Source organism: Alteromonas sp. MmMcT2-5, from assembly GCF_022348315.1.
GTDB classification, from domain to species: Bacteria; Pseudomonadota; Gammaproteobacteria; order Enterobacterales; family Alteromonadaceae; genus Alteromonas; species Alteromonas macleodii.
On record NZ_JAKRFB010000085.1, the window covers coordinates 1 to 12,053 of the forward strand.

8 protein-coding genes are annotated in these 12,053 nt (G+C 42.8%); 5 read left to right on the plus strand and 3 right to left on the minus strand.

Going from position 1 to position 12,053, the window contains the following annotated elements:
• Nucleotides 1-171 precede the first annotated feature (171 nt).
• Nucleotides 172-1,578, minus strand: a complete 1,407-nt coding sequence (locus tag MHN09_RS20075) for a mannose-1-phosphate guanylyltransferase/mannose-6-phosphate isomerase (RefSeq protein WP_168463710.1) — start codon at nucleotides 1,576-1,578, stop codon at nucleotides 172-174.
• A 214-nt stretch (nucleotides 1,579-1,792) separates the two neighbouring features.
• Here MHN09_RS20075 and MHN09_RS20080 point away from each other — a divergent pair, with 214 nt between their 5' ends.
• Complete coding sequence (locus tag MHN09_RS20080; RefSeq protein ID WP_168463709.1) at nucleotides 1,793-4,147, plus strand: Ig-like domain-containing protein; 2,355 nt, start codon at nucleotides 1,793-1,795, stop codon at nucleotides 4,145-4,147.
• Between the two features lie 500 nt (nucleotides 4,148-4,647).
• Nucleotides 4,648-5,322 (plus strand): YkgJ family cysteine cluster protein, encoded by a 675-nt coding sequence (locus MHN09_RS20085; RefSeq protein ID WP_239241779.1) that lies wholly within the window; start codon nucleotides 4,648-4,650, stop codon nucleotides 5,320-5,322.
• Between the two features lie 46 nt (nucleotides 5,323-5,368).
• On the opposite strand, the gene MHN09_RS20090 is transcribed toward MHN09_RS20085, so the two are convergent.
• A complete protein-coding gene (locus MHN09_RS20090; protein WP_014950853.1) occupies nucleotides 5,369-6,259 on the minus strand; it encodes a LysR family transcriptional regulator in 891 nt (296 codons plus the stop codon).
• A gap of 197 nt (nucleotides 6,260-6,456) precedes the next feature.
• Here MHN09_RS20090 and MHN09_RS20095 point away from each other — a divergent pair, with 197 nt between their 5' ends.
• The 3 genes from MHN09_RS20095 to MHN09_RS20105 are packed head-to-tail and all read left to right on the plus strand — an operon-like array spanning nucleotide 6,457 to nucleotide 10,661.
• Nucleotides 6,457-8,184, plus strand: coding sequence for an ABC transporter ATP-binding protein (locus MHN09_RS20095; RefSeq protein ID WP_156086957.1), 1,728 nt, complete (start codon nucleotides 6,457-6,459; stop codon nucleotides 8,182-8,184).
• A complete protein-coding gene (locus MHN09_RS20100; RefSeq protein ID WP_014977505.1) occupies nucleotides 8,185-9,237 on the plus strand; it encodes an HlyD family efflux transporter periplasmic adaptor subunit in 1,053 nt (350 codons plus the stop codon).
• Nucleotides 9,150-10,661, plus strand: a complete 1,512-nt coding sequence (locus tag MHN09_RS20105) for a TolC family protein (protein WP_239241780.1) — start codon at nucleotides 9,150-9,152, stop codon at nucleotides 10,659-10,661. The genes MHN09_RS20100 and MHN09_RS20105 overlap by 88 nt, the downstream gene beginning before the upstream one ends.
• Nucleotides 10,662-10,829: 168 nt before the next feature.
• On the opposite strand, the gene MHN09_RS20110 is transcribed toward MHN09_RS20105, so the two are convergent.
• Nucleotides 10,830-11,639 (minus strand): hypothetical protein, encoded by an 810-nt coding sequence (locus MHN09_RS20110; RefSeq protein WP_014950850.1) that lies wholly within the window; start codon nucleotides 11,637-11,639, stop codon nucleotides 10,830-10,832.
• Nucleotides 11,640-12,053 lie beyond the last annotated feature (414 nt).

Genomic DNA, 12,053 nt, shown 5'->3' on the forward strand with positions numbered 1-12,053 from the left:
ATTGATCTGATCACCAAACGTCATGAATGTTCCTATCTTTTTTATCTTATTGATATCGCAATATTATTTGTGGGGATACCTCAGGGTCAGAGTACATTTTTCCACGTAAATTAAAAAAGCCAGGTTCATAACCTGGCTTTTCTTAGTTAGACAAACTGCCTTACACTGCATTTATTTATCAGACCGTCCATACCTGTCAGAAAAGCGAACAATGTCATCTTCCCCAAGATAAGCTCCAGATTGTACTTCAATTAGTTCTAGTGGAATCTTTCCTGGGTTTTCTAATGCATGAACTGCCCCAATAGGAATATAAACAGACTCATTTTCCGTTAGCATTTGCGTTTCATCGCCTATTGTCACATTAGCTGTTCCCGATACTACAACCCAGTGTTCAGCTCTATGATGATGCATTTGAACTGATAGTTTTTCGCCTGGCTTCACGGTAATACGCTTAACTTTAAAACGTCCACCATTGTCTATTGAATCGTAACTTCCCCAAGGTCTGAAAACTTCGCGGTGAAACTCAAATTCAGGGCGCTTTTCAGCTTTCAAACGGTTCACAACGGTTTTGATGTGTTCTGCGTTTTTCTTATTCGCCACCATAACAGCATCTTTGGTTTCAACTACAACCACGTCTTCCAGACCAATAACTGCAACGAGGCTGTGCTCGGCATTCACATAGCTGTTAGTGGTGCCTTCTAATAAAGTGTCGCCAGTAGTTACATTGCCATTCGCGTCCTTCTCTCCCGTCTCCCAGAGAGACGACCAACTGCCTACATCAGACCAACCTGCATCTAGTGTTACCATCGCGGCTTCGGAAGTTTTTTCCATCACTGCATAATCGATAGAATCACTTGGGCATGAAGCAAAAATGTCTTTGTCTACACGAACAAAGTCGAGATCTTTTTCGGTTTTTTCAATTGCCTTTTTACATACCGAATATATGTCAGGTGCGTGCACTTCCAGCGCCTTTAAAAACGCACTGGCTTTAAACATAAACATGCCGCTATTCCAAAAATACTCACCTGAACTTACGTATTGTGTTGCGGTAGGCATATCTGGCTTTTCAACAAATTCACTTACATCGAAGCCAATATTCAGCTTGTTTCCGGCTTTTATATAGCCGTAACCAGTATGAGGCTGAGTGGGGACAATACCGAAAGTAACTAACTTACCTTGTTCAGCTAGAGCCTGGGCTTCTTTAATTTTGGTACGAAACGTATCGCTATCTTTTATTAAGTGATCGGCGGCTAATACCAAAAGAACAGGATCACCCCCGTTTTCGCAAGCTTGAAATGCAGCAAGTGCAATAGCAGGAGCGGTATTGCGACCAACTGGCTCTAAAAGAATGTCGCTGTTATCGACACTTATTTGTCGCATTTGCTCGGCAACAAGAAAACGATGCTCTTCGTTACAGATAATAGAAGGTGGCAAAGACTCTATGCCATTGAGTCTCAGTACAGTGTCTTGAATCATCGTTTCGTCAGAAGTAAGAGACAGGAACTGTTTTGGTAAAGCGGCGCGAGACTTTGGCCATAAGCGGCTTCCGGTACCACCTGCAAGAATGACTGGCTTCATTTGAATTCCCTAGTTTTCAAATACATTTTATGCATCCAGTATACTGAGTTATGGGCGAGATAAAAATATTTCGACGTGGCTTTAATCGTTAGCCAAAAAAAAGAGCATTTAATTTTCTAGTAGTTATCTTAATTATTGCTTAACAATAGGTTATATTCAGCCAGATAAATTCGAAGTCTCATAGTAAATTACTCTAAATACAAGGACGTTCAAAATGAACAAAAGCATTATTGCTATTGCCGTTAGTTCAACTCTTCTTGCTGCCTGTGGCGGTTCCGACGACAACAACCAACTACCAGTGCTGGTCGCTGACTCCGCGGTTACACTCAATGGTGACGCAGTATCTATTGATGCACTTGCGAATGATGCCGATCCTGACGGCGATGCTTTAACTATATCGGCAGTTGGAGTGCCAGATGTTGGTGAAGCCGCTATCATCAATAATGAGATAGTGTACACACCTACAGCGTTGGCGATGGGCGAAGTCAGTTTTTCATACGATGTAACTGACGGTGAAAACACAGTAAGTTCAACGATTACAATCACGAATCAACAGTCTATTTCTATTTCGAGTATTGCAACCGATGCGCCTTTAGCGAATGCAGAGGTGAGCGCGCTCGATGCAGGTGGAAATGTAATTGCTTCCGTGCAGGCCGGCGCGGATGGTCGATTCACGCTTCCTATTACTGTAAGTGCTGCGCCCGGCGATTTAATTCTTAATGCAGTGGGCACGGAAGAACAAGCCCATGTAACGCTATCATCACGAGTCGGTGACTTCACTACGATGCGTAACCTTAGCATCGAAAATAATACCGATGAACTTAACAGCGATCTATTTCCTGCAGGCAAGATAACTCATTTAAGTACGGCTATGGATGTACTTTATTCGGAGTATAAAGAGAACGGCGGCGAGGGAAGCTTCGATACGTTTGCAAGTGAAGTGGACTTCGAAAAGGTTTTAGGATTGGCCAGCTTCATAAAAGTTCTTGCTGATAATAGCGAGTTCTCGGTTCCTGAAGGTATGAGCACCTTGTCGTTTTTTACTGGAAGCCTAGTCGATGCGCTAAGCACCATCCGAAAGTATGTTGATAGCATGGGACTGTTAAACGAAGACGGTACTTATGACGAGGCTTATGTGGAAGCAATTAATGCTGCCCGAGCAGAAACTCTCGAAGATGAATCGTTACAGCAAAATTTCGTAAATGCCGACATTGCGGGTGCGGTTTTTGCGACTTACTACCATTCAGAGCAGCAAGCTGGCAAGGGCATGACAGCGTATACGTTCAACGCGGACGGTAGCGGCGCAAAAACGTCTGCGGAAAATGCATTTAATATTTATTCAGATGAATTTAACTGGAGTGTTGTAGACGGAAACTTAGTTATTGATGAGCTTGATGAATCACTCATAGCTTATTTTGTGTTTCTTGACGAAGAAATCTATGATCGATTTGATGAAGAAACAGCTTCGGAGATTCTTAGTTATGTTCATGAATATGGCATTGAGTATTGGAAAACAGAGCGAACCACAGTGGGCGAGCGTATAGAATTGCTAACACAATCCGGCGGTCACGCACTTGCTGTGTTAACAACTACCATTGAGCTTTCCATCACACCGATGGATAACATACAAGATAAACCAACTTTTACTACCACCTACGAAACTACCAGCGACGTAAAGTACACCGACACCACAGCATCTACGTTTGCCGTAACCGAGGAAGACCTGCTTGCATCACCTTGGGTATTTGCTTATCAGGGAAGTTATACGTATGACAAAGACTACTTAAATGAAGATGAGCGTACTGAAGTTGGTATTTTAAACGACCAGTTCACATTTAAAGATGATAATACCTTTACGTCTCTTGTTTTTGGCGTGCAAGGAACATGGCAGCTAAATGATGGTGTTATAGACATTGAATTGGGAGATATGTCTTTCACAGTTACGCCTTTTAAAGTGCAGAATAATTTCGTGCTGGCGCTTTATGAGTTCGATTATGATGGCGTAGCGATTAAATACACTGGCGATATGCACGCCATAGACTATGAGTTGGCCGAAGACTTCAGCATAGAGAGCTCATTACCTAATGTTTGGATGTCTTCTTACAATGAAGCACTTTTCGTAGATGGTGTACCGTTACCTGAAGACTTATTTGCTTATTACTTTGAATCTGACGGTACAGCAGGAAGAGTCTATTCACCTAGTGAAGAGCCTTACTTTTTAGGAGATCGTGAACTTTATAACTTCCAATGGACCGCAGACGACAACGAGGTCAACATCATTGGGTTACGCGAAAATAACGCGTTTACTTTCAACAGAGAATACACTTGGAAACTACTGGGCTCAAAGCAAGAAGGTGTTGTTACAATACTTGAAATGCAGTCCAACAAAGTTGATTACGCAGATGATTTTAACGAAGACACTGTGTTTAACATTCTTCCTCGTTTAAGTTTTACATTTACAATAAACCTAGAAGAACAATATCCTGAATTTTGGGAAAATACAGATTTAGGCAATTTAAATGCGCCTGACATCTCGCTGTCGTATACTTCGGAATTAATAACGCGATAGTTCAAAAAAGTTATGGCGCTAGTTTATCAGAGCTAGCGCCAACGTATATTTATCACCAAAATACCCACAGAACCATTCTGTTAATGCGTTAATTAATTTTATCCCGTACGCAGGAAAGTGTTCATCCACCATATTAAAAACGGGTATCGACCAAAATTTTTTTACTACAAGCCATACATATCTGTTATACCTACTGTGTCCACATCGCTGTATTGCTCTTATCATCAAAGAGCTTTCACAAAAAAACTTCCCAAATCCCAAAATCCAAAATAGAATCCGCACCAATTCAACCCCTGCCATTAAGCCTCAAGCTTACGCACACCCGGCGGGGAAGAAGCATGCTTTAAAATATTGGGGTCAGAGTACATTTCTTCCTCCAGTACGATCTGTCAATTTGGTTACCAAAATCAATAATCAGAATGTTGAGTTCATGCTACCTATTACATTACACCAGCATGATCATGTATTTGTTTTAGTTTGCTTTTATTAGCGGAGTCGTTATGAATAGGCTGCGTGAGCTGTCCAGCCAAGTGATGGATGTTTACCAATCTCTTTCCCAAGAATTCAGTGCATATCAATCTAGCCAGTCACTAAACTGCGTTGAGAAATGTGGTGCATGTTGCAATAACCCCGACATTGAAGTGTCGCCATTGGAGATGCTGCCTTTAGCACTTCATCTGTTTGATACAGGACGGGCTGAACAGGAGTTTGACGAGCTAGACAACTACAGCGGCTTCGCCTGTAAACAATATCAACGCTTAAGTTTGGACGGTAAAGAAGGCTACTGCGGAATTTACGAATACCGACCTGCCATTTGCCGTATGTTCGGTGCAGCAGGTTATAAAACCAAATCTGGCGAAGCCACACTTTCGGTGTGTAAACCAATTAAGCAAGCTGTACCAGAGAAGTATGCGGCCGCGCTGATTGCTATACAGCCTCAGCATTTAGATATCTTTGAAAAGCGATTAGTGGATGATATTGCCGCAAATAGTGAGGTTCGAGTTACATCGACAAAGCCACCAATGATCGCAGAAGGCAGACAAAAACTTGCTCAATTAGATTATGAATTGGGGGAAAGACTTATGCCTATTAATGACGCACTACGTTTTGTGTTAGAAAAAATTCTAACACTGAGTTTTTATGCTCAAGATATAGACGGTGGTGTTGCTGCTTAAATTAAGTGGGGGCAGAAAATGTACTCTGACCCCACCATTAAGTGCACTACGCTAGAATTCCGCGAGCGGCTTCTACGATTGCCTCACTAATAGTGTAGTCAGCACGGCTTTTGCCAGTAATGGCATAGTATCTCTCATTTAATGTGCTTGCGTTACCAATACAGTGCACGCCATATTGCTCTTCTACGTGCTTTGAAATTGCCGATGGTGCACAGAAAACACCGAAGTCTTCGCTGCCAAAAAGTTTGAGCAAAGCAGTATCGTCAAATTCGGCTACAACTTTAGGGTACAGCTGTTCTGTCTCAAGCCAACTTGTAAGTGCTTGCCGTATTCCTGAAGTATTACCCTGAATTAGCAACGGCATTTGATTTAAACACTCTGGAAAAGTCTGTTCTTCAGTAAGCGGTGCTCTAGCAAAGAAGCTCAACGAACTTTCGCCCAAGAAAAAACTATTGGCGCTTATTTGTGTACCAGGGGCTATGCCTCTGTCTGCTAGAATGAAATCGATGGCGTTAATGGCGAGCTCTTTCAACAAACCGTCGAAGCTATCCTCTTTTATCACGTATTTAACCTGTGAAAACCTACGCATGGTGGCATGCACAAAGTCGTAAAAAAGCACTTTTGGAATACCATTAGTAATACCTATCACAAATTCTTTCGTATTCACTTCATCGCTATTGTTAAGTATTTCAGCTAGTTGATTGCCTTTATGAAATATTTCGCTGGCATACTGATAACTTACTTTACCTCGCGCGTTCAGGTATAGGCGCTTATTTATTCTATCAAAGAGAGAATAACCTAGCTGATTTTCGAAGGTGCTTAGTTGCCCGCTTACGGTTTGCGGGGTAACGTGGAGTAATTTAGCGGCTTTCGCAATGCTACCCTCACGGGCAACAAGATAGAAATAATATAAATGATGGTAGTTTAGGTGATGCATACTTTAACAAGCTACTCGACTATTAAGGTATTAGGGGCAAGAAATGTACTCTGACCCCATTTTTTTCGATGAACTATTAAGAATATAACAGATTTATTCTAACTAACTATTGCAATACACTATCTAGCGTTGTTTTTGTACGATTAAAAACGGCGCGTCACTGATTTTTAAGCTAGCGGTATATTGAAGACATAACTATGGCTAAACCAATTGATTTACGTAAAACGCGAAAGACCTTATTTTCGCTATTGAAACCAGAGGCTGGCTTTTTTTGGGTTGCTATCGCATACGGCGTAGCAATAAGTTTAATGACCCTTGCGGTACCTATAGCGGTTCAAACGCTGATTAACAGTATCGCCAATATCGGTTCAACTCGGGCAGTTATCATATTGGCCGTCATTCTATTTCTTACTTTATTTATATCTGGCGTATTTAGCGCGCTTCGTATGCGAGTGATGGAGTTCTACGAGCGTAAAGTGTACGCTCGACTCACCGCAGACTTAGGGTTAAAAACTATTCTCGCGCCCCACAGTTTTTTTGAAGGTCGACAAAACGTTAGCATTACACAGCGCTACTTCGACATAATGACTTTTCAAAAGAATATGCCGTCTTTAATGATTGATGGTTTCGCGCTTGTACTACAGATGCTGGTAGGTTTCACACTAGTATCATTCTACCACCCAGCGCTTTTCGCGTTTAATGTGGTGCTTTTACTTACCATGTATGCGGTTTGGAAAATTTGGGGGCGTGGTGCTAAGCGCACGGCTATTGAATTGTCTAACGCGAAATACGATTCTGCAAAGTGGCTACACGATATTGCAATTGCTCACGAATTCTTTAAGTCAGCTGATCATGTTGAATACGCAGGGCGCAGCACCGAAGGTTATATCAGTAACTATGTGAAAAAGCACAAAAGCCACTTTCACTACACCTTTTCGCAGGTGGTTATGTTTCTATTGATGTATGCCGTGGCGAGTGCTTCGCTACTTGGTATCGGTGGTGTTCTGGTTGTACAAGGCGAGCTTTCTATTGGTCAGCTAGTGGCTGCTGAGCTTGTGATGTCTGCTGTTTTCTTTGGGTTGTCTCGCTTTACCCAATATTTAAAACTTTACTATGAGTTATATGGCGCTGCCGAGAAGCTGGGTGGCGCTCTTGACATGCCGCAGGAAGAGCTCAATACCTCGGAACATATACCAGCTTCTTCTAAATTGGTGTTTAACGATGTTGAACTTAAACATGGTAATGATGCGTGCCACCTCAATGTTATCTTCGAACCTGGCACTAAGTATTTTGTTACTACTGATAAAAGTTGGGTGCAGAAGCAACTGCTAGGATTGCTGAAGCAATATGACCGCGTTAAATCGGGCGACATCTTGTTAGGAGAGCTTAGTCTAAACGATTACGACACCCATGAGTTACGGCAGGCCGTCACCATTCTAGATCGTTCTTTAATTATCGAAGTTTCTGTAGAGCGCTACTTAAAGTTGGCACATCCTCAGGCAACCATCGCGGATATTCGCGCTGCGCTTGAGGAAGTAGAAATGACCAAAGTGATAGATAGCTTACCAGAGGGTTTGCAGACTAAAGTATCCGTATTAGGGGCACCGCTGCAGCCATTGGAGTTTTTGTTGCTTAAACTTGCCGCCGCAATTATTGGTAAACCTAAGCTGCTCATTTTGAATCAGCACTTCGACGCAATACCGGTAGAGTTGAGGGCGCGACTTCTACGACGCTTAAGTAAATATGATTTTACCGTCATGTATTTTACCAATATGCCACTGCCAGATTGTTTCGAAGGTGTGTTGCATCTGCACGATAACGCAACCGCAATGTTAAATGAGTATTCAAATGGTGAGTCGCCGATTAGTGCTGCTAACGCAAATGAGAGCAGCACGGCTTCAAAGAACAATAAGGAGGGTGAGTAAGTGAATCACGCAGAACGTCGCTTTTTAGATAACATCACTTCATTGCCTTCATTGAAAGTGCCAAAGCTTCATCGTGTAATTACCGGAGTTATCATCTTCTTGGTGTTGGCAGCTGGGCTAATTTTGTATTTCACACCATGGATCCAAACGGCTTATGGCACCGGTATGGTCGACTCGCTCGATCCTAAAGACAGAACCCAACCGATAAATGCGTTAGTTGATGGACAAGTAAAGCAGTGGCACGTAAGGGAAGGCCAACAAATAAAGGCCGGCGAGCCAATCGTTACGTTAATCGATATTGATGCGCAGCGACTTGAGAAGCTGCGATCTCAGCTTTCAGCAGCGAACTTAAAGAATCAAGCTAATGAAACAGCAGTAAGAAATGCTGAGAACAACCTGGCGCGTCAACAGTCTCTGCAAGAGCAAGGGCTGGTATCACGTAAAGAAGTAGAACAGGCCGAGATAAAAGTGCAGGAACTGCGAGCAAAAGCTGCCGCCTCCGTTTCGGAAATTAATGAAGTAAGCATGATTTTATCTCGTCAATCGACGCAAACTAAATATGCACCCGTTGATGGTACGGTTGTTCGGTTGCTATCAGGCGGTGTGTCAACGTTCGTAAAGTCGGGTGATATTCTTGGACAGTTTATTCCAGCAGATGCGAAACGCAGCGTTCGCGTTACCGTGAGAGGGTTAGACGCACCGCTGGTTAAGCCTGGTGCAAAGGCGCGTTTGCAGTTTGATGGCTGGCCTGTTTTTCAGTTTAGTGGATGGCCGGGTAGTGCAATAGGGACCTTTGGTGGTGAAGTTGTGTATGTAGAGCCTGTTGCTAATGCTACTGGCGATTTTAACGTGTGGATTAGACCTGACGAGTCTGATATTCCTTGGCCGGCTGAAAGTTCTGCGCGTTTGGGAAGCCGGGTTAAAGCGTGGGTGCTATTAGAAGAGGTGCGTCTAGGTTACGAGATGTGGCGACAGTTGAACAACTTCCCGCCATTGCCAACGCAAGAGCCTACTACCGGTGGAGCCAAGGGGGCTGGGGCATCAATATGGTAATTCGAAGGTTTACATTAGCAATGCTTGCAACTGTTGCGGTTATTAGCACTCATGTTTCTGATGCAGCAGCGCAAAACAAAAATACTAGGCAAGCACCATCAATCGATGCACTTATCCAGAGTATGGTGAACTATCACCCCTACGTTAGGGCGATAAATGAAGGAAACTATCAAGCTGCAGCCGAGTTAGAAATAGCAAGAAGCAGTTTTGATCCGTTTATAGAGCAGAAAACCAGTAGCCGCGTTAGCGGATATTACGATGGTACTAATTTAACGCAGCGCTTTTCTAATCCGTTCGAAGACTTTAATGGCTCAGTTTATACCGAGTACCGTATATCAGACGGTGATTTCCCGGTGTACGAAGCCGATTACGAAACCTTGTCTGGCGGCGAGGCTAGCGTGGGCATTGCCATCTCCCTACTTAAAAATAGAGAACTGGATAAGCGTAGAACGGAGTTAGCCAATGCAGGGCTAGCGACTTCACAATGGCAAGCGTTAGCGACAAGTTTAATTAATGACTTTGTTTACAAAGGGGTTAGTGAATATGTTGCGTGGTACGAAAGCGCATTGCAGGTCAATGCCGTTACAGAGTTGCTAAACACCGCAACAGAACGTGAAAGAGCGTTGGTGACCCGCGTAGAGAAGGGAGATTTAGCCAATATTGTGCTGACAGAATTTAAAGCCAACATTTTGCAACAGCGCCTTTTGCTTGCCGAGCTTAAGCAAAAGCGAGACGCACATGCTCAAATGCTTTCTTTTTATTGGCGTTCACCTAAGGGAGATATGTTGATAGTAGATGAAGCGAACCCGCCTAAAGATATCAACTGGCCTTTCTGGGTTGGTAATGGTCAGCTTATGACTCTTCGCAATGCCCTTCGTAATCACCCTGAACTTGATGTGATGAAATTAGAACAGCAGGTGGTAAATAACAAGGCTGCGCTGGCTAGTAACGCGTTATTGCCGAAGTTAGATTTAAAAGCATCGGTTGCAAGAGATATAGGTTCTGGTCCGTCAAATTTAGACGGTACCGAAACAAAAGTAGGTCTGTCGTTTTCCTACCCTTTAGGAAACAGGAAGGCGAAAGCTGAACAAGCCCAATTACAGTCAAAGCAAAGAGAGCTAGAGCACAAGCTAACCTCTACTGAGCAAGCGATAACTCAGCGTTTTGAACAAGCGCTAGTTTATTGGGGGCAGGCGAAAGACATTGTTGCTCTTCAAAGTGAAAATGCGGCGCTAGCGAAAACCCTTTCTAAAGTAGAAAAAACACGTTTCGATGCAGGTGACAGTGATATGTTCGTGTTAAATGCGCGCGCACAAAATGAAATTAAGGCCCAAATAAAAGAGATAAAAGCGAAAGTGGACTTACTAAAGGCAGAACTAACCCTTTATAAAGAAGCCGCTATGTTGCACTCCCTTAACAACTGAGCTTTTTTGAAAACATCGAGTTTAATTGTGAGGTAGGCTTGGTTGCTATCGCTTGCTGCTTGTTGTTAAAAAGCAGGTAAGGGTTGAAGATACTAGTACAGCTATAAACAAAAACGGCGTATTGAGTAAATCGATACGCCGTTTTTTTAAAAATCAATTAGTAGGGGGTTAATTGCCCAGTGCACTATTAAAGTCGTCTTCGCTTAGTCCGGCAGACATAGCGTATTCTTTTAACTTATCCTGAGATACACCCGCGTGTTGCGCAGTATTTAAAATACGCATTACTTGTTCACGCTGCTGCGCAGACTCTCTCACCGCCGTTTCAACTACCGTTTCTGCTTCGTTAGGAAACACGGCCAGAAGCGCATCCACTACATACTCACCAACAAAAGGAACAGCATTCAATGCGCTTGTCATGATATCGACAATCTTATTTGGATGTTCTTGCGATAATGTCTGAACAATACTGTCTGCTGCGTCAGGTTGAGTAAGCACGGCAACGCGTACAATCTCATCTAGCTCTTCAGGTGTTGAAACCGCAGCAGCCTGCACAACAAAGTCGACATAAGTCGGCTCTGCTTTTATCGCTAACTGAACAATGTTAGGGCAGCTACTTACTTCTTTCTCAATAGCCAGCTGTACAATCTCTTCAGTAGACGCAGGTTGTGCAGAGATAGCAGCAAAAATGATCTCTCTGTATTTGTCTGGATAGGTATCTAAAGCAATATCCACAATAGACACAATCTCTTGCGGATAATGACCAGCGATTGAACTGATTGCTCGGCCAACCGACATAGTTTGGTTTACTTGACGTCTTAAGAAGGCGGTTTGAAAATGATTTGACTCGTCAGCACTTTCTACATTCGCTGACGCAGGTGGCTGAGCAACATCATTTGAGGATAATTCTTGTGCCATTGCTGTATGACTAACATGAGTTGCTAGTATTGCCGCAGACAGCAGTGTAAGAGTTCGTAACATAAACCCACCTTTATAATTATTGCGTAGTCAATTTCTGACACCACCAGTATTAATACATTTATAAAGAACACAAAGCATAGGTCATTTACGCTTATATACATTCTTATACGTATTCCTTTACGCAAGCCTTAATATCTATCGCTAATATTAAGCATTAATATAATAACAGCAGGATCAAATACTACTTTAAGAGCTACTACTTTATAGGATCTGACTTCCTATCCTATTAGTAATTAGTCCATATTGTCTACTAATTATCACATTTGAGCGAAAAATAGACGGTTAGTTCAGTTTTTTCAATTTTTTCAAAATAAGTGTTGACGTGAGCGCTCATTTCCCTAAAATGCGCATCCGCTTCGGGGGAAAAGCAAAACAGCAAGCCTCCTGAAGTAAGTCTCTACTACCTTTATAGGC

Excerpts from the sequence above, each read along its gene's own strand:
- MHN09_RS20075 (WP_168463710.1), bottom strand. The coding sequence starts at position 1,578 with ATGAAGCCAGTCATTCTTGCAGGTGGTACCGGAAGCCGCTTATGGCCA.
- MHN09_RS20080 (WP_168463709.1), top strand. The coding sequence starts at position 1,793 with ATGAACAAAAGCATTATTGCTATTGCCGTTAGTTCAACTCTTCTTGCT.
- MHN09_RS20085 (WP_239241779.1), top strand. The coding sequence starts at position 4,648 with ATGAATAGGCTGCGTGAGCTGTCCAGCCAAGTGATGGATGTTTACCAA.
- MHN09_RS20090 (WP_014950853.1), bottom strand. The coding sequence starts at position 6,259 with ATGCATCACCTAAACTACCATCATTTATATTATTTCTATCTTGTTGCC.
- MHN09_RS20095 (WP_156086957.1), top strand. The coding sequence starts at position 6,457 with ATGGCTAAACCAATTGATTTACGTAAAACGCGAAAGACCTTATTTTCG.
- MHN09_RS20110 (WP_014950850.1), bottom strand. The coding sequence starts at position 11,639 with ATGTTACGAACTCTTACACTGCTGTCTGCGGCAATACTAGCAACTCAT.